We start from the raw sequence: 23,464 nt of genomic DNA on the forward strand, positions 1-23,464 counted from the left end.
CCTCCACAGGTTGTACCACATGTTCTTCTGCAATGGGTGTTTCACCGTCCATTGGATTATGTATTCGGCCATCCGAAGAATCCGGCATATCTTTGTGGGCCTGATATCCACTATCCGTGAGCTTGAGCTGTGCTACCTGTTTTGGCGCCTTGTTCTCTCCTACAAATATCCTGAACCTGCCTTAGGCAAACATCAACTCACCTGCTTTCTTTGCGGAAGGCACTATGTGTTGTTCCACGATATTCCTTGAATAGTTTGTCAACGGCTGGGTCTGAACCACCGGGCGATAATGCGCCACCGTATCGATATGGCTGATAACACTATCCAGCCTGGCCAAAAAGCGATTGTTGATCCCATTGGCATTCGACAAATACGAGAAATAAACGGAATCGTACGCGAACGGAAAATCCTCATCCACGTCGGGTGTCCTGGTGATCCTTTTCAGAATATTGGATTGTGCACCCGCATCATAATAAAAGATATCCTTGGATGCAGGTACCAGATGAACGTCCGTCTTCATTCTGAGGGTATCATCCACCCGGTTTGAACTGAACAGAATGCCTTCATCATTGCGCACGAAACGTGGATGGAGGTCATCATAAATATCGTTGGTGATCTGTTTGTTGGTGAAGGAAGAAATATTGTAAACAAAGATGTCTGACTGACCTTCACGGATGGCAGACAGTACAAGGTTTTTACCATCACCTGAATAGGAAAAGTCGACAATCTTCTCAAAATGAAGGAACGGCGTTTCCTGCCACTTGGGTCGCTTTTGGCTCAGGTCGTAGTACCCCAGTAAAATACGGCCTTTATGCTCCCGCATCATGGCCAGCATTTTTCCTCCCGGATGCCAGTCTAACAGCGGGAAAGAATAATCCAAACGATATTCCGCCAGCTTGAATCCTTTCTTGAAAATCTTTTCCGTTTTCCCGGTTTCAAAATCGTGCAGCCACACTTTGTACTTGCCCATGTGGTTGGAGACGTATACCGCCTTGCTTCCATCCGGACTGATCTTTAAATGAAAATAGGTCCGGTTCTTTTTGAGTTTGCCGATCTCAACACTGTTTTCAGGCAGGTGGCGTGTTTTATCCGCGTTGGTATAACGTTCCGTATAATAATTGATCCACTCGAAGGTGAGGTTCTTGAGTGAAGTGCCAAGTACAAAAAGGAATCCGCTCTCAATATTCCGACTGATCTTAGCCATGTACAGAATGTTCGGTATCACGGACTCCCCGTATATATCTGCAATATATGCCCAGATCGAATGGCCGGCATACACGGCATCTTCTCCGCTTAGCTTGTTGAATTTACGGTAACGACCGGAGATGATACCATCCTTCACCCGGTTGTCTACATGCATATTCCAACCCTTTGCCAGGTATGACATCAGGCCATTGAGATACCATTCCGGAAGATTCAGGAAGGTGGAGTTCTTAAGCATATCCTTGAGATCCCCGCCATACATCATCTGATTAACGAGCACCTGGGCCAGACCAGCCTTGATCTCTTCTTCGAAATGCGCGTGATCTCCATCGAAATAGAGGAGGATCTTGGTACCTACAATCCTTGTGACGCCCCCGGTATTGTATTGTTCGGAGCCCATCAGACCGATATTGGTCTGCCTCAGATCCGACAATTTATTGAATACCACGAGCTGCAACTTCTTTTCAAGTTGATAGTCGAGCTTTTTTTCCAGCTCCGCTATATACTTGTCCGCTGCCTTCGCTGCATATATCGCGAGGTTCTTCCCCCCTTTATAAAAGTAAATGTCAAACTCCTGAAACCGGTAGAAGGTCCACAACATCTCTATGTGTTGTACCCTGTTCTGCCCGAAGGTCATCTGCGAACCATTGTAATACTGTGCCTGCGCTCGTGGTGCAGATGCCACGACCAAAAGTATCGCCGGGATCAGCAGACGAAGAAACGTAATACGGGATGTTTTCGGTTGTTTCAATCTTGAGACTTCTTGGAATGTACAGTAAAAGTAACTATACTGTACAATAAAAGTAACTATTTTACATCAATCTTTGTACTTTCGTTATGTAAACCCCCGAGGATGGCAACTGCACATTCATTTACATTCAATCCCTTTCAAGAGAACACATACATCGTTTATGATGAAACCGGGGAATGCCTCATCATCGACCCGGGTTGTTGCGATGCGAACGAACAGAATGCCATCACTTCCTTTATCCGGGATAACGGCTTAAAACCGGTAAGGTTACTGAATACGCATGCCCATGTTGATCACATCATGGGCAATGCTTTCATCGCAAGGAAATATGGCATTCCTTTAGCCGTTAACGAACTCGATCTTGCCTTATTGCGCAATGCCAGTTCACATGCCATGGCGTTCGGTGTGACCATGGAACCATCCCCCGAGCCGGACTCCTTCCTGGATGAAGGCATGGTGATTGAATTCGGAGACACAAAGCTGGATGTGGTGCACACACCGGGACATAGCCCGGGAAGTGTTTGTCTCATCAATCATAATGACAAATGGGTGATCGGGGGTGACGTATTATTTTACAGTAGCATTGGACGTACGGATTTGCCGGGAGGAGATTTTACAACGTTAATCCATTCGATCCGGTCAAAATTGTTTATCCTGGATGATGACTTCACGGTTTATGCCGGCCACGGACCTTCCACGACCATAGGTCAGGAACGCAAGCATAATCCATTCCTGCAGGAACGGGTCGTTTAACCTTAGCGTTTAAAAAGAATATCCCTCAGTATTTTCGAAAAGAGATAAACATCCGTGTAACTGTTATACAGGGGCACCGGAGCCAACCGGATCACTTCCGGCTCACGCCAGTCACATATCACACCGAGATCATAAAGCTGATCAAACACCTCTTTACCCCTATCAATAACAACCGACAATTGCGCACCCCGCATGGCAGGGTCTTCCGGCGTCAGAATCTTCACCTCCACGCCGGTTGAGGCCTCCACCTCCTTCAAACAATACCACAGATAGGCTGTTAATTTGTCGCGTTTTAGGAATAAGTTTTCCGGACCTGCATCCACCATTTGTTCGAGTGCCGCCTGCTGCGGCGCCATGGCAACGGCAGGCAAACAGCTCATCATCCAACCCGCAGCTCCGGGTGTCGGGGTGAATTCCTTCTTCATTTTAAAACGTTCCGCTGGATCACATCCCCACCATCCTTCCAATCTAGGCAAACCGGGTTTGGAGGCGTATCTTTCGTTGACAAAAAAACCGGCGATGGCACCCGGCCCCGCATTCAGATATTTGTAATGACACCACACTGCAAAGTCCACATCCCAGTCGTGCAGATTCAGCTCGATATTTCCAATGGCGTGTGCAAGATCAAAGCCTGCCTTCGCACCTACCCCATGCGCAGCCCTGGTAATTGCTTCCATGTCGTAGCGCTGTCCGGTATAGTAATTCACGCCCCCCATCATGACCAGTGCCAGCTCATCACCTGTAGCATTGATGGCCTCAATGATCGCCTGGGGTTGTAACGTGGCCTCGCCTTCTGCGGGAAACAACTCTATAAGACAGGATCCGACATCAAGGCCGTGAAGTTTGAGTTGGGAAGACAAGGCATAATAGTCAGACGAAAATGCTCCCGCCTCCATGATGATCTTATTGCGCTTACCGTTTGGTGTAAAGAAGGAAGTAAGCATTGCATGCAGATTGCCGGTCAGACTGCCCATCACGCACACCTCTGATTCCCGGGCACCCGTATAAAGAGCCAGCCCTTTGGCAAATCTTTTATGAAGATCAAACCATGGCGCATCCCCTCTGGTATATCCTTCCACACCCATCTCCGCCCATCGCTGCATTTCATCATTGACTGCCTGTGATGCGGACCGCGGTTGTAAGCCCAGGGAGTTTCCCACAAAATACAAGGCTTCTTTTCCCCGAACCTTCGGAAAGAGCATTTGCTCGCGGAAACGTGAAAGCGGATCGGCATTGTCCTGTGCAGCAGCAAAGTCTGCACTAAACTCAAAGTTGGTTGAAGTGATGACAGGTTCTTTGTTTACAGACGTACTCATAACTGGGTTTAATTTGTGTGAAAGATATAAATTCGTGCCCAAAACCAGCCGAGATGAATACCGAACGTTCCGAGAAGTTATATGTAAAAGCACAAAGCCTTTTTCCGGGAGGCGTTAATTCTCCCGTCAGGGCATTCGGTGCCGTCAGCGGAGATCCGATATTTATTGCAAAGGGAAAGGGAGCCAGGTTATGGGATGTGGATGGAAATGAATACATCGACTTTTGTTGCTCCTGGGGTCCGCTTATTCATGGCCATGTGCATCCGGAAGTGATGCGAAAGGTTGAAGAGGTCATGCACCTGGGTACATCGTTTGGGGCACCTACCGAACTGGAGAATCAACTGGCTTCTCTGATCATAGACAACAACCGGATGGTGGATACGCTCCGGTTTGTAAGCTCCGGGACGGAAGCCACCATGTCTGCCATCAGGCTTTCACGGGGTTATACCGGACGCAACAAGATTCTGAAGTTCGAAGGTTGCTATCATGGTCATTCCGATGGCCTGCTGGTGAAGGCTGGCAGTGGACTGGCCACACTGGGCACCGCATCGTCTGCCGGGGTTCCCGCCGGTTATGCGCGGGAAACCATCGTCATTCCTTTGGCCGATGAGGGCGCGCTTCAGGAAGCCTTTAAACAGCATGGTCAGGATCTGGCATGTGTGATCACAGAGCCTTTGCCTGCCAACAATGGTTTACTCAGACAGGACCCGGCATACCTTCGTTTGCTGCGTGAACTATGTACCAAGGCAGGCACGGTACTGATCTTTGATGAGGTGATCACAGGATTTCGTTTAGGTTTTGAAGGTGCGGCCGGATATTATGATATCATACCCGACCTGGTAACCTATGGGAAGGTGATCGGTGGCGGGTTTCCCGTTGGCGCTTACGGCGGCAAACAAGAGATCATGGAACAGATCGCACCAAGCGGACCGGTATATCAGGCAGGCACACTTTCGGGCAATCCGGTGGCCATGGCAGGTGGACTGGCCCAACTGAGCTTGTGTCTGCAGTCTGGCTTTTATGACCACCTGGCTGCCCGTACCCGTGAATTTTGTGAACGTATAACCGAAAGCGCCCGTCAAAGTGGCTTTCCTTTTTCCGTTGTTTCCGAAGGATCTATTTTCTTTTTAAGTCTGAATGAAATGGAACCACCCAAAGCAGCCCATGAAATAGATCCGGCTGCTATCAAACTATTTTCAGAATGGCACAGGCTATTGCTGGAGGAAGGCGTCTATGTCGGACCGTCCGGCTATGAAGTTTGTTTCCTGAGTTCGGCCCACACAGATGAAGATCTGGACCAGGCCGCACAGGGCATTCAACGTTCCCTTGAAAGATTATTTTCCTGATCAGGATTACCCCAGGAATTCAAACAACCATAACCAAAGCGGCTGAGCGACCAGCATGCCATCCAGAACTGACAAATGAAAAAAGTCGCTTTCCACCCTGGCGCTGCGCACAATGAAGAACGCGGTCATCAGGTTACTTCCGGAATACGCCAGTAACTGCGCCTGACTATAAAATCCCTGAAAAAAAGTGTGGCCGGCTACCAAACCGGTGTGAAGCAAGAGGCTGAACAACGAAATGCGGATAGCTGCTACTTTGCCCACGGTATGCACCCAGGTCTTCAATCCTTCAGCGCTATCATCCTTGGCATCGCGAACATCAAAAGGAAGTGTCAGGGCAAAGATGAAGAGGCTCCGTTCAGCAAACATGATGTACATATTTTCCCGGGTCATCACGGTCCAACCCGAAACAACTGGTAAAGCCACCGTTACAAGCGCCCACACTACAGCGATCAGAGGAAGCTTCAGATAAGGCAGTGCGCGCAATCCACCCCATTTGCCTATTGGTAACCTGTACAACAGAACAGGAATGCAGGTAATAAGGCAAATGGTCCACGAGATGTGATCCAGAAAACGGATCAGAAACAACATGGGCACAATGGCAATACCCAATGCTGCCAGAAGTATTTTCCGCCTTCTTCTGCTCCACTGCAATCGAACCGGAAGATCTTTTTTGGCTGAAGTTGTGATGGTAAGCACACGGTGCATGGAATAGGACCACCATGTAGCGATCAGGACCAGGGCAAAAGCCGGCCACAAATAAGCATCATATTGCTGACCGTGCATGAGGGTAAGCATGCATTGCATGGCCGCTCCTATGGCGATCCATCCGTTTGCATACACCAGGTTCTTGAACACGGGAAGCGATTATTTATGAAAGGCCTGTTGATAAACAACAAGTCCGGTAAGAAAGCCCAGAAAGCTGGATGCCGCGCTGTGGCGTGTACGTTTGTTGCGCGCTTTGCCTGTATATCCTTCCCGGTAATAGAAGTCATCCTTCATCTTTTCATCCATTCCTGTCTCCTTCCTGGGTGATATATTTCCGATAAGAGACACATAAACCACCTGAGGAACGAGTCCATACAATGGGCCTAAAATAGCCGATCCTCCCCCTACCAAGAAGGCTGGCGCTTTAAGCCACCCGGTATGGTAGTTTTGCCGGGCGTCGTAAATTCCCCTGATATACTTTGCCATTTCCTGTCTTGAATAATCGTCGCCTTCAAGGGTATCCACATCATAAACCCAAAGCTCATTATCCCCTTTAACGATGAGGAACACCCGGTACCTTGACATACTTTTCTCCTTTTCTTTACCCGGTACCTGGTAGATCACCTTTGAGGCAAGGGTATCAGCAGAGGTTACATGGAGCGTATCACCATTCATGAGCACAAGACGTACATCCGGTTGCTGGGCATACAACAAACCGCACATCATACACATGAAAGTGATCAGGATAAATGCTTTCCCGGAAACAGAGTAGGTCATGAAGCGCCAAAGGTATAAAAACCGGGGGACGGGATGGAAAAAAAATACGCGTGGGTAGCTGTTTTTTCTTGCCAACATCACTACATTTGCACGTCCAAAATTAGCCCATAACAAGTAACCTGAAGGTAACCCGGTATCATATGAAAGAAACCACATTTGTTCGCAGACACATAGGCCATGATGAAGAAACGGTAAAACGAGCGCTTGAAACGGTCGGATGCGATACCCTTGATCAATTGATTGGTGAGACCATTCCTGCCAGTATCCGTCTTAAGAAGGATTTGCCTTTGGATGAAGGTCTTCTCGAGTCACAGTATCTCGATCATATCAGTCGCCTTGCAGACAAAAACCAGGTATACAAATCATACCTGGGTCAGGGTTATTATGACTGCATCACCCCATCACCGATCCTCAGAAACCTTTTTGAGAACCCCGGATGGTATACCGCTTATACACCTTACCAGGCAGAAATATCACAAGGTCGCCTTGAATCTTTGTTGAACTTCCAGACCATGGTCTGTGACCTTACCGCCATGCCTTTGGCAAATGCCAGTCTGCTTGATGAAGCCACGGCAGCAGCGGAAGCCATGATCATGTTTTATAATGCCCGCACCAAAGAAGAAGTAACCCAGGGAAAAAATACGTTTGCGGTAGCGGAGAATTGTTTTCCTCAAACGCTCGACCTCCTGAAAACAAGAGCCATTCCGTTGGGCATTGAACTTGTTGTGAAGCCCAGCAATGAGCTTGCCGGTGTAAACAACGCATTCGGCATGCTTCTTCAATACCCGGACGGATTGGGACTCGTTGAAGATTATAAAGGTCTTGTTGATGAGGCCCACAAGAAACAAATCAGGGTAGCTGTTGCATCAGATCTGATGAGCCTTGCCTTATTGGTCCCTCCCGGCGAATGGGGTGCGGATGCGGTATTCGGGTCCAGTCAGCGATTTGGTGTACCCATGGGTTATGGTGGACCACATGCTGCATTCTTTGCCGTGACCGAAGATTTCAAAAGATTCATTCCCGGTCGTATCATTGGCGTATCTGTGGATAAACTTGGGAAGAAGGCGCTCCGCATGGCGCTTCAGACCAGAGAGCAGCACATCAAGCGTGAACGTGCCACGTCAAATATCTGCACATCCCAGGTTCTCCTCGCCAACATGGCTGGTATGTATGCTGTGTATCATGGTCCTGAAGGCATTCGCTTTATTGCCGACCGCATTCATCGTCGTGCAACCATGGTGAGCAACGCACTGAGCGCATTGGGTTATGAATTGAGGAATTCCGCATTCTTCGATACATTGTTCATCAATGGAGAGGGTGATAAAATCCGTGAACTTGCCGAAGCGAAGCGTATTAACTTAAGGTATACGAATGATGGCATTGGCATTTCGGTGGATGAAACAACCACTGAAGAAGATGTCAGACAACTGATCGCCGTTTTTGCAGAAGCATCAGGTAAACCGGCGCCTGCGGATTTATCCGGGGAAGGTATTCTGCCGGGATCCTTGAAGCGGACCTCTGCCTTCCTTACCCACGACGTGTTTAACAGCCACCGTTCGGAAACAGAATTGATGCGCTACATCAAGAAGCTGGAGAACAAGGACCTGTCCCTCACCCACTCTATGATCCCACTCGGTTCATGCACGATGAAACTGAACGCAGCCACGCAATTGATGCCTGTGAGCTTCCGGAAATTCAACGGGCTACATCCTTTTGTTCCGGTTGAACAAGCGCAGGGCTATGCCGAGATTTTCAGAGATTTTGAAAAGGCACTGTGCGTTATCACAGGATTTGACAGTGTTTCGTTACAACCCAATTCCGGAGCTCAGGGAGAATATGCCGGACTGATGGTGATACGCGCCTACCATGAAAGCCGGGGTGATCATCACCGGAATGTGGCTTTGATCCCATCTTCCGCACACGGCACCAACCCTGCCAGTGCCGTGATGGCCGGCATGAGTGTGGTGATTGTCAAATGCGACGAGAAGGGGAACATCGATCTGGAAGATCTGAAAGCAAAGATCGAGAAACACAAGAATGAACTTTCCTGCTTCATGGTGACCTACCCATCCACCCATGGGGTATTCGAGGAATCCATTATGGATGTGACCAAAATGATCCACGAAGCAGGTGGGCAGGTATACATGGATGGTGCCAACATGAACGCTCAGGTAGGACTGACCAATCCTGCGACCATCGGAGCCGATGTATGTCACCTTAATTTACATAAAACCTTTGCCATTCCCCATGGAGGCGGTGGTCCCGGCATGGGCCCGATTGGTGTAGCAGCGCACCTGTCACCGTTTCTTCCAGGTCACCCCGTGATCAAAACCGGAGGAGATCATGGTATCACAGCCATATCGGCAGCTCCCTGGGGCAGTGCAAGTATTCATCTTATCTCCTACGCTTACATTAAACTACTTGGCGCAAAAGGACTCAGGGCTTCCACCGAAGCTGCCATTCTGAATGCCAACTATCTGAAAGAACGCCTTGAAAAGTACTATCCGGTTTTGTACAAAGGCACCAAGAACAGGGTTGCTCATGAAATGATCCTGGACTGCAGACCATTCAAACGTAATGCCCAGATAGAGGTGGAAGATATCGCAAAACGACTGATCGATTATGGATTTCATGCACCTACGGTATCATTCCCGGTGGCGGGTACCTTAATGATCGAACCAACCGAGAGTGAGTCCCTGGATGAACTGGACCGTTTTTGTGAGGCCATGATTTCCATCAGACAGGAAATAAAGGATATTGAAGAAGGCAAGGCAGATGCTGTGGACAATGTCTTAAAGAATGCGCCACATACAGTTATGGAAGTCAGTGGTGATAAATGGGATCACGCGTATAGCCGGTCCCAGGCTGCGTTCCCGTTACCGTGGTTGACCGAGGCCAAATACTGGCCAACTGTCAAGCGTGTAGACAACGCACAGGGTGATCGACAACTGATATGCACATGCCCTCCGATGGAGGCTTATGAGGAAAACTTACTCGAACAAGTTTAAGCGTCAAAAGTATTTCTAAACGCTTGTATAATTATTTGCGAGTTTTTTTACCTTTGGAGCATTCGATTGTATCCAATTGTTTCTGAATTATTCTTTTAACCCTAACCTAAATAATTGATTATGAAGAAGATCTACACTGTTGCAGGTGCTGCATTCTTCCTGGCTAATATTGCGTTTGCTCAGCGTACCAATATTGCTCCAGCAGAAGTGAGGCCCGGTGCACAAAATGAAGTCTCCACAAACGTGGCACATTCCCTGAATGCAGGTATTGATGCATTGGGTGATACCATATGGTCTGAGGATTTTTCAGGTGGCATTCCGGCCGGCTGGGAAATCATTGACCACACTACACCGGCCACTGGAAATGTATGGGAATATGCAAGCACAGATACTATTTCCTGTATCCTCACAAGCGCCATATTCAAAGCTACTTCCGCCAAAAATGGGTATGCATTGATGTTTGGTGACCGGTACAATGCTGACGCTGGTTGCCTTAACAATCTCGGTGTCACCTTGATGAACACTTCTCTTCAGACCCCGGCTATGGATTATACAGGTTATACATCTGTATTTCTTAAATTTCAGCATGCGTTCCGGTATTGTTGTGATCCAGCTAGCAAGTTGAGTATTTATGTGTCGAATGACAGCACCTCCTGGAAAGAATATAACGTCAAGGGTACTTACCCGGTTAGTACAGGAGTTAAGGTCAATGACAATTCGCCTAACCCAATGATGGCATCGGTTAATATTTCGGATATTGCAAGCGGTCAGTCAAAGGTTTGGATCCGCTGGCGGATAGATGGCCCTAGTCACTACTACTGGGCGGTTGATGATGTTGCAGTTGTTGAAGGCTACACTGAAGAAAATGCACTTGTAAGGCCGTTTGTTGACTTCAATTATATGGATGGTGGTTTTTACTCCATGTTGCCAAGGAGTCAGGGAGCCACTACACCGATCGATTTTCGTGGCGCAATATACAACAATGGTACTTCCGCTCTCGCTAACGTTGTACTTAACGTAAAGGTGAAGGATCCTTCCGGTGCTACAGTCTATGATGAGTCTTCCACCGCTATGTCAACGGTTCCCCTTGATCTTGACACTGTTTCAACCAGTACGTCATTCTATCCGGGTTCAACATGTAATGAAATCGGTCAATACTCGATTGATTACACGGTAAACCAAACCGAAACGGATCAGTACATGGCAAACAATACCGCATCCTTTAATTTTGCGCTTTCCGACACTGTTTTTGCACGTGATTATGGTGTTGCCAACAAGGCCATTGGCCTGACAACATGGGCCTCTTGTTCGCAGAATGCGGATGGTGAGGAAATCAGCACATTATATGAATTCAGCAGTGATGCAGTAGCCACTTCTATTTCCTTTTATAATATGGCAAGCACTACTCCCGGCGTAGCAGTGATTCTTAATCTTTACCGCTTTCAGGTAGATGGAAACGGCGCAATTGTTCAAACCAGTCCTATTGCAGCATCTGAAATTTATGACATTGTTGCCGGTGACGCTAACTCCTGGATTACTTTACCATTTACCACCCCGGTGACTGTAGAAAAGGATAGTGCATTCATGGCATCCATATCCATCTATAATATTGCCGGTAAAAGCTTCTGGGTTGGTGGTGATCTCGCAACCATTCAGCCTGATGCCACCTCATTCGCATACTGCTCAGGCGGTTGGGGTTGGGTAAGTGATCAACCGATGATCCGACTGAATGTAAATGATGGAAGTGGTAACTACTGTGTAGGTGTAAATGAGGTCGAAAACCCTCATAAAGTGAAGGTATTTCCCAATCCGAACAATGGTTACTTCAATATCATTGCTGAGAACCTGAGAGGCAGGAATAGCACAATTCAAGTAACCAATGTAATTGGTCAGGTTGTCTATTCTAAGGACGTATGCGTTTCTACTTCTTACCTGAGTGAAACGATAGATCTATCTTCAATTGAGAAAGGTTTATATTTTGTGAAGTTGATCAACAACAACTCCGAAAGCGTATACAAGGTGGTCGTGGAGTAACCGCTTTAACTTACCCATTATAATAAAAGAGCCCGGGAAATTCCCGGGCTCTTTTATTATAATGATTATATGTGCCCATACCTGCCCGCTCGAAGGTCAACAACCTCTTCCCACTTACTCCTTTAGCTTCCGCATGAATTTGGAGGCATACACAAAGGCATTGATCTCCGGGTTATCGGTCTGTAGTATCTCCTCCTGATTGCCCTCCCACCATTTATGCCCCTGGTGAATAAATACGATCTTCTCCCCGATCTCCATAACCGAATTCATATCATGGGTATTGACAATGGTCGTGATGTTGTATTCATCCGTGATCTCCTGGATCAGGTTATCAATCACGATAGAGGTCTGCGGGTCCAATCCTGAATTCGGCTCATCACAGAACAGGTATTTGGGGTTCATAGCAATCGCCCTGGCAATGGCCACGCGTTTTTGCATTCCTCCGCTGATCTCTGAGGGGTAGAGTTTATTCGCATTTTCCAGGTGAACCCGCTTTAAGCAGAAATTCACGCGATCCCTCATTTCCTCCGCACTCATATCCGAAAACATCATCAGGGGAAATTTCACGTTCTCTTCTACCGTCTGGCTATCAAAAAGCGCTCCTCCCTGAAACAGCATACCTATCTCCCTGCGAAGAAGCTTTCGCTCATGGTTTTTCATCACGGTGAAATTGCGGTCGTTGTAAAATATTTCTCCTTCATCCACCTCAAACAAACCTACCACACATTTCATCATCACGGTCTTTCCTGATCCGCTTGCGCCAATGATCAGATTGGTTTTTCCGGGTTCAAAGACAACAGAAACATCCTTCAAGACCTTCTTCTCACCAAATGATTTGGAGATGTGCCGGGCTTCAATCATATTAACAATAATTGGGTGAGGATGTAATTGGTGATCAGGATACCCACGCTGCTGAATACAACAGCCTTGGTGCTGGAATGCCCCACTTCGAGTGATCCTCTTTTGGTGTTATAACCATGGTAGGCGGAAACAGAGGTAATGATAAACGCAAAGACCACTGTTTTTATAAATGCGTAGGTCACGTTAAACGGATCGAAGTCATATTGAATCCCATAAATAAAGTTCCTGGAAGTTACAACGCCGGCCATTGTTCCTGCCAACCAACCACCGGTTATAGCTACACACATGCTGATGGCTACCAACACGGGATTTATCAATACCGCAGCAATGATCTTGGGAAACGTGAGGTAGGCCGCTGAATTCACACCCATGATTTCCAGTGCATCAATCTGCTCGCTCACTCTCATGGTACCCATTTCACTGGCAATATTGGAGCCCACTTTTCCGGCAAGGATCAAAGCGATAATGGTTGGCGAAAGTTCAAGAATAACGGATTCACGTGTGGCAAACCCAATCGCATAAGCGGGGATCAGATCGCTGTCTATACCCGAAGCCGTCTGAATAGTGATCACCGCACCCATGAACACCGAGATCAACACCACAATTCCCAGAGAACCCAGACCGATCGTGTCTATCTCAAGGGAAATCTGCCTTCTGTAAATGGCGGCTTTTTCCGGCTTTTTGAACACCTGTAGAAGGAACAGACTATAATTCCCCAAATGGTAAAATACATTCATGCAATACCCAAATTACCGGCTAAAAATAGGTATAATTTCTCAACATGACCGTCGTTAACCATATGAGGGGTAGCAGGTTTTCACAACACTCAAAAAGTTTGGTTAAGTTTGTTTAAATTGAATGGCCATGAAAAAACGACAGGGACTTCTTTTAATCACCAGCGCACTTCTTTGTACCTTCCTGTTCTCGGGATGCTTTGTCTTTAGAAAGAAGAACCGATGTGATTCCTGTCCAAAGTGGAGTTCAACCACACCCGAAAAAAAGCATCACAGCCCTTTTATCAAAGGCTGATTCTCGTTGCGATCAAATACCCCATTTTAGGTATTGCCGGGATACCCTCCTCACCTTTACTTTGCATATTGACGTAATTGATCCTGAGCCACGTGAGAAATCTGCTTCACCTTAAACCCGGAGAAAAGGGAACCATTCAATCCATCGTTGATCGCCATATTTCACTTAAATTAATGGAAATGGGATGCTCTTCCGGAGCAGAAGTCGTCATGGGCAGGGCTGCACCATTCGGGGATCCGATCACAATTATGGTATCCGGCTCCAGGATCAGCATGCGCAAATCCGAAGCTGCTTCTATTCTTCTGGCAGAACGCGCAACAACCGATTCACTTAGGTGAAAGGAAATACATTAACGCCTTCCCGTTTGACCCGGATCGCACTGATCGGTAATCCCAATACCGGGAAAAGCAGCTTATTTAATGCGCTGACCGGACTCAGGCAAAAGACCGGAAATTTCCCGGGGGTAACGGTAGATAAAAAGACAGGAAGATTTACACACAGTTCACCGGCAGCAGCAAAAACCTTTGAGATCACTGATCTGCCCGGCACTTACAGTCTGATCCCATCCTCTCCGGATGAACAGGTCACCACCCGGTTCATCACCAATCATGATCAAGACGCCTTACCCGATTGCGTTCTGGTAATTGCCGATGCCACCCAGCTCAAAAGGAGCCTTCTCATATGTACCCAGGTTATCGACCTGGGACTTCCTACCGTATTGGCACTGAACATGTCCGATATCGCGCAACGAAAAGGGATCACAATCCTGGTGGATGTACTGAGCGCCCAACTGGGCGTTCCTGTGGTAGCGGTAGATGCGCGTTCGGGGACGGGCATATCCAGACTAAAGGAAGTACTCTCATTGACCAACCAGGGAACCCTCAAAGCGTTTCATCCGGGAAAAAAACAAAGTGCCGGATCCCACGATATCCCATACCTGAAAGATCTCCTTCTTCAGGTCCAACAACAATTATCACACGGGCCGGATCTGGATGAAAATACACATGAAGCGATTCTTGAGGATACCCGGGAACGCCAGGTTAAGATCGACAGGCTGGTTGATCATATTCAAACCCGTAATGAAGGCTCCGGAAAGGATTTGACTACGATGCTGGATGGTGTTCTCACTCATCCGTTATGGGGATACCTCATCTTTTTGGGACTTATGCTGCTGATATTTCAGGCGATCTTCAGTTGGGCACAGTGGCCGATGGACCTGATCGATATGGGCATGACCAATGCAGGCATAGCCATGAAAGAATTTCTCCCTGATCACTTCATCTCTCGCCTCCTGGTAGATGGTGTTTGGGCCGGATTGAGCGGTATATTGGTATTTGTTCCGCAAATCGCGCTGTTGTTCACGTTTATCGGCTTATTGGAAGACAGCGGCTATATGGCCCGGGTAAGCATGATCATGGATCGCTTGATGCGGAGCTTCGGTCTTGGCGGAAGATCGGTTATTCCCCTGATCGGCGGTATGGCCTGTGCCATTCCGGCCATCATGTCCACCCGCATTATCGGTCATGCGAGGGAACGATTGATCACCACGCTGGTCATCCCCTTTACCACCTGCTCCGCACGCTTACCGGTATATACACTTCTGATCTCCCTCGTTATTCCGGAAGATCAGATGCTGGGCCCGTTCAACCTCCAGGGTCTGGTATTTCTGGGTTTATATCTGCTTGGCTTTGCCATGGCCCTGCTGGCCGCCGCCATTCTGCATCTTTTATTTCGAAAGAGGGAAAAGAGTGTATTTATCATGGAGATACCTGAATTCCGAAGACCCCACGTAGGGAATATTCTGAATACCGTCTTGGAGAAGGTCCGGATATTTGTAACTGATGCCGGTAAGATCATCATCGGTGTTTCCATGGTATTATGGTTTTTATCGTCCTATGGGCCTACCCCCGAGAGTTCCGGATCGGCTGATCCACCTGCAACAACACTGGAAACAAGCTGGGCCGGACAGATTGGTAAAACGATTGAACCGGTCATCAAACCATTGGGCTTTGACTGGAAGATAGGGATCGCCCTGATCACGTCATTTGCCGCCAGGGAGATATTTGTAGGCACCATGGCCACACTTTATAGCATAGAAGACCAGGATAACGAACAATCGTTGCGGCAAAAACTACTCAGCGAACGGATTCCCGGGACCAATAAACCGAGGTATACACTGGCAGTCGGACTTTCTTTGATGATATTTTATGCCTTTGCATTGCAATGTGTTAGCACCCTGGCGGTGGTATACCGGGAAACAAAAAGTTTAAAATGGCCCATTCTACAGTTCTCAATTATGGGGATTCTTGCTTACTTTGCAAGTCTGATAACCTACCAACTGTTCAGCTAAGCCGGGGGTTTACGAACATTTGCTCCTCATTGGCCGGTTTATGGTTCAGAGAAACGACTGATATCCAATTTATTGACTTTTTAATTACTCGAATCTATGGCTTTCAGGTGGTCCCGCATTCCGTATGATGTGATTCGTCATCATATTCCGGAAAATGCCTGGCTGTTGTTACTGCCCTTGATAGAAGGGCAACCGCTTCACATTATTTTATGGGATCACCGCCAGTCCAAGTTCGGTGATTACCGGTCTCCGGACAACCACGGGATCCATCGCATATCCGTGAATAAAAGTCAGAATCACTATTCGTTTCTCATTACCCTTATCCACGAGCTGGCGCACATGATGGTTTATGAACGCTATGGCCAGAACAAACAACCGCACGGCCGTGAATGGAAACATGTTTTTCGCTCCATGCTTATGCCGTTCATCCAGGCCGGGTGTTTCCCACCTGATCTGACCAGGGAATTGCACCGTCATTTGGAAAACCCCAAAGCGACCACCGCTTCTGATCTATCCTTGTCTAAAATGCTCTCATCGTATGATTCGGATGGGGGTGTCCTTCTGGAAGATGTACCAACGGATACGGTCTTCAGACTGGAGAACGGCATGGTATTCCGCAAAGGAGAAAAACGCAGAAGCAGATATTCCTGCACAAGGATCCAGGATGACCGGCTGTACTATGTGAATGCACTTGCACGCGTCGAAGTGGTTTAACACGTGCAACCTGTTACCTTGCATCACGTCCTTTCAAAGGAATTCTTCGTCAATTTTGCTACCTTTGGGCTCCCGCATTGACGCGAGCAATCAACAACAGCAAACATCATGAGTACTTTAACCGCAGAAAGCACACCATTGAAAGTCTCCCAAATGGCCGAGTCACTGATCGGCTCGGAGATCATCAAACTGGCCCAGGAGATCAATGAAAAAATCAGTAAGGGAGAGAAGGTATACAATCTCACCATCGGTGATTTCAACCCCAAGGTATTCCCCATTCCCTCTGAATTGAAAGAGGAAATCATCCGTGCCATTAATGAGGATGAAACCAACTATCCCGTACCCAACGGTATGCCGGCCCTCAGAGGCGCCATTTCCGAATACCTGCAGGCCAGAATGGGTGTAAGCTATAATGAACAGGAGATTGTGGTATCCGGAGGTGCAAGGCCCTTGATCTATTCCGCTTATCGCGCCCTGGTAGATGAAGGTGATACCGTATTGTTCCCGGTACCTTCGTGGAACAACAACCACTATGCACACATGCTGGGTGCAAAGGCCGTGTGGGTGGAAACCAAGCCGGAAAACAACTTCATGCCTACGGCGGCTGAATTGAAACCGTACATTGGAGAGGCAAGCCTCCTGGGACTATGCTCTCCACTTAATCCTACCGGCACCGTATTTACCAAAGAAGCTTTGGAAGAAATCTGCCAGTTGGTTGTCAAGGAAAATGAAGCTCGTCTGCAAAGCGGAAGGAAACCACTATACCTGCTGTATGATCAGATTTATTGGGTATTAACCCATGGCGATACCGTTCACCATGACCCGGTAACGATCAATCCTGCCATGCGCCCCTATACCGTTTTTGTTGACGGGATGTCCAAGGCTTTTGCAGCCACAGGGATTCGGGTAGGATGGTCTTTCGGCCCTGAACGGATCATTCAGAAAATGAAGGGCATCTTATCCCATGTTGGCGCGTGGTCTCCCAAAGCCGAGCAGGTGGCAGCAGGCCGGTACCTGAAACGCACAGAAGATGTTGATCGCTTTCTTACAAGCTTTAAAACCGCGGTAATGGACCGTCTGGAAGGTTTTTATAAAGGTTTTTCTGACCTTAAAAGTGAAGGCTTTCCTGTTGATGCTATTGCTCCGCAAGCTGCCATCTACCTGACTATAAAGATTGATCTGAAAGGAAAAAAATTGCCGGATGGTACGGTGATCAGCACGACACAGCAGACCACCAAATACCTGCTGGAAGAAGCAAAAATGGGCATTGTTCCTTTCAATGCATTCGGTGCATCCAATGACTCCGCCTGGTATCGCCTCTCCGTTGGCACATGCCGGATGGAAGATGTGGCCGACGCCATTGCCAGTTTACGTAGTGCACTTTCCAAACTTAGCTAATGTCCCAATCAAACAACACTTATTGCGTGATCATGGCCGGCGGAATCGGAAGCCGCTTCTGGCCGATGAGTCGTTCAAACCGCCCCAAACAGTTCCTGGATATCCTTGGAACCGGAGAAAGTTTATTACAGCAGACTTACCGGCGGTTTTTGCCTCTGTGCAAACCGGAAAACATCCTGGTTGTAACGCATGCGTCATACACAGATATGGTGATGCGCCAACTTCCGGACCTGCCTAAGGAGAATATCCTTGCGGAACCATCCCGCCGGAACACCGCACCGTGCATTGCATTTGCATCATACAAGATCAGTAAGTTCAACCCGAATGCCAATATCATCATCGCTCCTTCGGATCATCTGGTAACCAATGAGAAGGAATTCGTAAGGGTGATGGAAACCGCACTTCAGGCTACGGAGAATCAAAACCTCCTGGTAACACTTGGAATTAAACCCAGCCGACCCGATACCGGTTATGGATACATCCAGTTTACCCAGGAAAACCTTCCGGACCATGAAGAGGTGCACAAGGTCAAGACCTTCACCGAAAAACCGGACCTGGACATGGCCCACTACTTCATGGAAAGCGGAGAGTTCCTGTGGAATTCCGGTATGTTTGTATGGAATGTGAGCAGCATTCTGGAAGCACTGGAAAGATATCTTCCTGAAATCAACGCAGTATTCCTGGAAGGTGTACATGAGTTGAATACACCCGGCGAAGAGGCCTTCATCGCCAAAGCCTATGCGGTTTGTAAAAACATCTCCATCGATTACGGTGTGATGGAAAAGGCCGGAAATGTTTTTGTTTTACCGGCCGATTTCGGCTGGTCCGATCTGGGAACCTGGGGGTCTCTCTATGACCACATGCCCAAAGATTCGAACGGCAATGCCATTGGAGGAAACAACGCCATCCTTTACGATTCAAAGGACTGTGTGGTGCAGCTTCCCGGCAATAAGTTGGCCGTACTACAGGGATTAGAAGATTTTATCATCGTGGATTCTGAGAATGCGTTACTCGTCTGCCGCAAATCGGAGGAGCAGCAGATCAAGGAGTTTGTGAACGAGGTGAAGGTCAGCCGCGGCGACGAATTTGTGTAAAAACGCTCTTCATACTGTATTAACCCCTTCTTATTTCTTCTTCCAACTCCTGTTTCAGTTCATCAATATCCCTTAACTCTTTTTTGAGTTCTTTCGGAATGGATTTGCTGAGTTGGTATTCGCTCACACCCATGGGTTTTGACATCCCTTTGAGTGCATACTCCACTACCACACTGTTCTTGGTTGGACATAGCAGGATGCCTATGGTTGGCTTATCATCTTCGCCTTTCAGCATATCGTCCACTGCGGAAAGATAAAAATTCAACTGCCCGGCATATTCCGGTTTGAATTTATCGATCTTCAGTTCTACTACTACATAGCTCTTCAGACGGATATGGTAGAATAGCAAATCGATATAAAAATCATCTTCACCCACCTGCAGGTGATATTGCCTGCCAACAAATGCAAAACCTTTACCCAGTTCAATCAGGAAACGGGTGATATGCTCCATCAACTTATCCTCCAACTCCTTTTCCTTATACTTTTTACTCAAGCCAAGAAAATCAAACACGTAAGGATCTTTGATTGTCTGTTCGGCGAGTTCGGATTGTGGTGAAGGAAGCAGGTGTTTAAAATTGGTGGACTTGCCTTTGCGCTCCTGTCTCTGATAAAGTCCTGTTTCGATCTGATGCTCCAATATGGCCCTTGACCAGCCGTATTCAACGCATTGATTGGCATACCATAGCCTTTCCTTGATGTTGTTTGCTTTGTTCATCAAAGCAATGTTATGACCCCAGGGCAACTGAGAAACCACCCTATCAAAATTATTCGGATTAACCGCTTCGGTACTTCCGGACAATTCGCCAACAGGCTGTTGGCGAATTGTCTTTTTGCCAACGGATTGTTGGCGAAACAAATCCGGATAAGTTTCTGCAAACCGCCTCATATAACGCAGATTACTATCTGACAGTCCCTTCATATCCGGAAACTCCTTTCGCAAATCAGCAGAAAGTGTTTCGGTCACTTTAGCGCCCCACCCTTTTTGTTCTTGCTGTTTGAGGATGGCCTTGCCGATATCCCAGTACAAGCGAATCAGCTCGGCATTGGCAGCCAGGGCAGCCCTTATGCGGGCTGAAGCAATTCGTTGCTTCAGGTCTTCCAGTAAACCCAGATATGCTTTTTCCCGGTCAACTTTCATAACAAATGGAAAGGTTAAACACGGCTAAGCCAATGCTGTTGAGACAATTTACTTAGCTACCATTCAATTGGAGTTTGTAGCATAACCAGAAACAACCACCGAAAACCTCACCCTCGCTTACAGCGAACCGATCATCCTGGATGGATCCACCCATTCGGTGAACTGATCATCGGTAAGCAGATCGAGATCAATGGCTGCCTTCCTTAGGGTGCTTCCCTCCTGGTACGCCTTCTTTGCGATCTTAGCGGCATTCTCATATCCGATGTGGGTATTCAACGCGGTGACCAGCATCAGTGAATTCTCAAGGTTTTCCTTTACCCGGGGTGTATTGGCCTCAATACCTGCCACACAATTTGATAAGAAGGACTGGCTCGCGTCACCGATCAGCCTTGCTGCCATCAGGAAGTTATAGATCATCACCGGTTTGAAAACGTTGAGCTCGAAATGTCCTTGCATTCCGCCGGCAACGATGGCTGCATCATTTCCGATCACCTGAGCACAAACCATGGTCATGGCTTCACACTGGGTAGGATTTACCTTCCCGGGCATGATGGATGATCCGGGTTCATTGGCAGGGAGAATCAACTCACCAATACCACACCGCGGACCTGAACCCAGTAAACGTATATCATTTGCGATCTTCATCAGGCTTACTGCCACCGTCTTCAGAGCACCCGATGCCTCTACAATGGCATCATGCGCTGCCAACGCTTCAAACTTGTTTTCAGCGGAAACAAAAGGCAGACCTGTGAGCTCTGCAATCTGGTTCGCCACTTTCACCGCATATCCCTTCGGCGTGTTGATTCCTGTTCCAACCGCTGTTCCACCCAGGGCAAGCTCCGCCAGGTGAGGCAGTGCGTTGTTCAGCGCACGGATGCCATGATCGATCTGGCTGACATAACCGGAAAATTCCTGGCCCAGGGTAAGGGGCGTGGCATCCATCAGATGCGTGCGTCCGATCTTCACGATATCCGCGAACTGTGTAGCCTTGTCCTTAAGTCCATCACGAAGTGCCTCCAATCCCGGAATGGTATTCTCCACCACCATGCGGTATCCTGCGATATGCATGGCCGTGGGGAAGGTATCATTGGAAGATTGCGATTTATTCACGTCATCATTCGGATGAATGAATCGGTCTCCATCACCCAGCTTATTACCTTGAATCACGTGGGCACGGTTGGAGATCACCTCATTCACGTTCATGTTAGACTGTGTACCTGATCCGGTTTGCCAAACGACCAGGGGAAACTCGTCATCCAGCTTGCCGGCAATGATCTCATCGCACACCTTCGCGATCAGTTCACTTTTTTCCGATGGCATAACGCCAAGGGCGGTATTTGTCAAGGCTGCTGCTTTTTTGAGATAGGCAAAAGCGTGGATCACCTCAACCGGCATGTGTTGGCCGCCGATCTTAAAGTTCTCCCTGGAGCGTTGTGTTTGTGCTCCCCAATATTTACCGGCGGGGACTTTTACCTCGCCCATTGTATCTTTTTCAATTCTGTATTCCATGTGACAGGGTTTTGTCGTGAAAAATTATAGCAATGTTTTTACATTTTCCGGAGGTCGCCCGATAACGGCTTTGTTGCCACTGACAACGATCGGTCTTTCAATAAGGATAGGGTTATTTGCCAGAACCTTAATCCATCCTCCTTCGGTGAGAGACTTTCCTTTATACTCCTCTTTATAAAGCTTCTCGGACTTCCTGATGATGTCCTCTGCTTTAAGTCCGAGCTTGTCAAGGATGGCCTTGAGTTCCTGCTCGGTCGGAGGTGTTTTAAGATATTCAACCACTTCGGTCTTTGCGCCCGAATCTTCAATAATCTGTAACGTCTGCCGACTTTTCTGACATCTCGGGTTGTGGTAGATCTTCATGACTAAGGTGTGATTAGTTTCTTCCGAATTCCATCAGATACGCCTTGATAAACTCATCCAGATCCCCGTCCATCACATCCTGTACATTGGATGTTTCAATACCCGTACGCAGGTCTTTCACCATTTTGTACGGGTGCATGACATAGTTCCTGATCTGGGATCCCCACTCGATCTTCTTCTTCTTACCCTCTTCCTCAGCCAACTTTTCCTGGCGTTTTCTCAGCTCAAGTTCATATAACTGTGACTTAAGCATTTTAAGCGCTTTCTCCTTATTTCTCAATTGGGAACGTTCCTCCTGGCACTCAATGATCAGGCCGCTGGGGGCATGTCTCACGCGGACAGCCGTTTCAACCTTGTTTACGTTTTGTCCGCCCGCACCACCGGAACGAAATGTATCCCATGTGATATCGGCATCCTTGATCTCGATCTCAATATTATCATCTACCAGGGGGTAGGCATATACCGAAGCAAAGGAGGTATGTCTTTTGTTGGCAGAATCAAACGGGGACAACCGCACCAGGCGATGCACGCCATTCTCACCTTTGAGGTAACCGTAAGCAAGTGGGCCGTCAAACTCCAGGGAACACGTTTTGATGCCCGCCACATCTCCCTGCAGCAGGTTCACTTCTTTCACCTTGTAACCGTGCGCTTCCCCCCACATGATGTACATGCGCATAAGCATGGCTGCCCAATCCTGGCTCTCGGTCCCGCCTGCACCCGCATTGATCTGAAGGATGGCACCCAATTGATCTTCTTCCTGGGAGAGCATGTTCTTGAATTCAAGATCCTCAACCAGTTTCAGCGTTTTATCGTATTGGGACTGCACCTCCTCCTCACTGCTCTCACCCGCCTCATGGAACTCCATGAACACGGCCAGGTCATCAAATGCAGCTGCCGTCTCAAGATATGCTTTGGTCCATACCTTAACGGCATTGACTTCCTTCATGACGGCTTCGGCTTTCTTGGGATCGTTCCAAAAATCCGGCTGTTGCGTAATGGCTTCCTTTTCCTTCAGGAATGTTTGTTTCCCATCGACGTCAAAGATGCCTCCTTAACGCATCCAGGCGCCTCTTCAATTCGTTCTTCTGTTCGTTGGATATCATGGGCGCAAAGAT

19 protein-coding genes are annotated in these 23,464 nt (G+C 47.9%); 9 read left to right on the top strand and 10 right to left on the bottom strand.

The window, feature by feature from the left end; translation table 11 throughout:
- Positions 1-181: 181 nt before the first annotated feature.
- Positions 182-1,954, bottom strand: a complete 1,773-nt coding sequence (locus KDD36_00115) for a PD40 domain-containing protein (GenBank protein ID MCB0395022.1) — start codon at positions 1,952-1,954, stop codon at positions 182-184.
- A 102-nt stretch (positions 1,955-2,056) separates the two neighbouring features.
- On the opposite strand from KDD36_00115, the gene KDD36_00120 reads away from it, so the two are divergent.
- A complete protein-coding gene (locus tag KDD36_00120; GenBank protein ID MCB0395023.1) occupies positions 2,057-2,707 on the top strand; it encodes an MBL fold metallo-hydrolase in 651 nt (216 codons plus the stop codon).
- Positions 2,708-2,709: 2 nt separating this feature from the next.
- Here the strand turns inward: KDD36_00120 and kynU are convergent, their stop codons facing one another.
- Positions 2,710-4,023, bottom strand: coding sequence for a kynureninase (gene kynU / locus KDD36_00125; GenBank protein ID MCB0395024.1), 1,314 nt, complete (start codon positions 4,021-4,023; stop codon positions 2,710-2,712).
- Positions 4,024-4,076: 53 nt separating this feature from the next.
- Here kynU and hemL point away from each other — a divergent pair, with 53 nt between their 5' ends.
- Positions 4,077-5,369 carry a glutamate-1-semialdehyde 2,1-aminomutase gene (gene hemL, locus KDD36_00130; GenBank protein MCB0395025.1) on the top strand — a complete coding sequence of 431 codons (1,293 nt, stop codon included), beginning with the start codon at positions 4,077-4,079 and terminating at the stop codon, positions 5,367-5,369.
- Between the two features lie 6 nt (positions 5,370-5,375).
- Here the strand turns inward: hemL and KDD36_00135 are convergent, their stop codons facing one another.
- Together KDD36_00135 and KDD36_00140 are read right to left on the bottom strand one after the other, a co-directional pair.
- Positions 5,376-6,224 (bottom strand): hypothetical protein, encoded by an 849-nt coding sequence (locus tag KDD36_00135; protein ID MCB0395026.1) that lies wholly within the window; start codon positions 6,222-6,224, stop codon positions 5,376-5,378.
- A 9-nt stretch (positions 6,225-6,233) separates the two neighbouring features.
- The gene (locus KDD36_00140) at positions 6,234-6,851 is read right to left on the bottom strand and encodes a hypothetical protein (GenBank protein MCB0395027.1); all 618 of its coding nucleotides are present in this window, start codon (positions 6,849-6,851) and stop codon (positions 6,234-6,236) included.
- 140 nt (positions 6,852-6,991) lie between these two features.
- On the opposite strand from KDD36_00140, the gene gcvP reads away from it, so the two are divergent.
- Together gcvP and KDD36_00150 are read left to right on the top strand one after the other, a co-directional pair.
- Positions 6,992-9,859 (top strand): aminomethyl-transferring glycine dehydrogenase, encoded by a 2,868-nt coding sequence (gene gcvP, locus KDD36_00145; GenBank protein MCB0395028.1) that lies wholly within the window; start codon positions 6,992-6,994, stop codon positions 9,857-9,859.
- Between the two features lie 120 nt (positions 9,860-9,979).
- On the top strand, positions 9,980-11,893 hold the full coding sequence (locus tag KDD36_00150) for a T9SS type A sorting domain-containing protein (GenBank protein MCB0395029.1): 1,914 nt from the start codon (positions 9,980-9,982) through the stop codon (positions 11,891-11,893).
- A gap of 114 nt (positions 11,894-12,007) precedes the next feature.
- Here the strand turns inward: KDD36_00150 and KDD36_00155 are convergent, their stop codons facing one another.
- Both KDD36_00155 and KDD36_00160 read right to left on the bottom strand, forming a co-directional pair.
- Complete coding sequence (locus tag KDD36_00155) at positions 12,008-12,754, bottom strand: ATP-binding cassette domain-containing protein (protein MCB0395030.1); 747 nt, start codon at positions 12,752-12,754, stop codon at positions 12,008-12,010.
- Entirely contained in the window at positions 12,751-13,491 is a 741-nt protein-coding gene (locus KDD36_00160) for an ABC transporter permease (GenBank protein MCB0395031.1), read from the bottom strand. Before KDD36_00160 ends, KDD36_00155 begins: the two co-directional genes overlap by 4 nt.
- Positions 13,492-13,875: 384 nt before the next feature.
- Between KDD36_00160 and KDD36_00165 the strand changes: the two genes are divergently transcribed.
- From KDD36_00165 to KDD36_00185, 5 genes are all read left to right on the top strand, one after another.
- Positions 13,876-14,121: a ferrous iron transport protein A gene (locus KDD36_00165; GenBank protein MCB0395032.1), complete on the top strand. Its 246-nt coding sequence runs from the start codon at positions 13,876-13,878 to the stop codon at positions 14,119-14,121.
- Complete coding sequence (gene feoB, locus KDD36_00170) at positions 14,118-16,133, top strand: ferrous iron transport protein B (GenBank protein ID MCB0395033.1); 2,016 nt, start codon at positions 14,118-14,120, stop codon at positions 16,131-16,133. Before KDD36_00165 ends, feoB begins: the two co-directional genes overlap by 4 nt.
- Positions 16,134-16,229: 96 nt before the next feature.
- The gene (locus KDD36_00175) at positions 16,230-16,847 is read left to right on the top strand and encodes a SprT-like domain-containing protein (GenBank protein ID MCB0395034.1); all 618 of its coding nucleotides are present in this window, start codon (positions 16,230-16,232) and stop codon (positions 16,845-16,847) included.
- Positions 16,848-16,985: 138 nt separating this feature from the next.
- Entirely contained in the window at positions 16,986-18,245 is a 1,260-nt protein-coding gene (locus KDD36_00180) for a pyridoxal phosphate-dependent aminotransferase (GenBank protein ID MCB0395035.1), read from the top strand.
- Positions 18,245-19,339, top strand: a complete 1,095-nt coding sequence (locus KDD36_00185; GenBank protein ID MCB0395036.1) for a mannose-1-phosphate guanylyltransferase — start codon at positions 18,245-18,247, stop codon at positions 19,337-19,339. The genes KDD36_00180 and KDD36_00185 overlap by 1 nt, the downstream gene beginning before the upstream one ends.
- A gap of 19 nt (positions 19,340-19,358) precedes the next feature.
- On the opposite strand, the gene KDD36_00190 is transcribed toward KDD36_00185, so the two are convergent.
- The 4 genes from KDD36_00190 to prfB form a co-directional block, all read right to left on the bottom strand.
- Entirely contained in the window at positions 19,359-20,477 is a 1,119-nt protein-coding gene (locus KDD36_00190; protein ID MCB0395037.1) for a DUF1016 family protein, read from the bottom strand.
- 117 nt (positions 20,478-20,594) lie between these two features.
- Entirely contained in the window at positions 20,595-21,986 is a 1,392-nt protein-coding gene (fumC, locus tag KDD36_00195; GenBank protein MCB0395038.1) for a class II fumarate hydratase, read from the bottom strand.
- 24 nt (positions 21,987-22,010) lie between these two features.
- On the bottom strand, positions 22,011-22,349 hold the full coding sequence (gene arsC, locus KDD36_00200; GenBank protein MCB0395039.1) for an arsenate reductase (glutaredoxin): 339 nt from the start codon (positions 22,347-22,349) through the stop codon (positions 22,011-22,013).
- 13 nt (positions 22,350-22,362) lie between these two features.
- Positions 22,363-23,452 (bottom strand): peptide chain release factor 2 gene (gene prfB / locus KDD36_00205; protein ID MCB0395040.1). Its coding sequence is split into 2 segments (ribosomal slippage): positions 22,363-23,397 and positions 23,399-23,452, totalling 1,089 coding nucleotides; the frame shifts between segments, so codons are not numbered across the junction.
- Positions 23,453-23,464: the final 12 nt, after the last annotated feature.

This window comes from Flavobacteriales bacterium (assembly GCA_020435415.1).
Lineage (GTDB): Bacteria > Bacteroidota > Bacteroidia > JACJYZ01 > JACJYZ01 > JACJYZ01.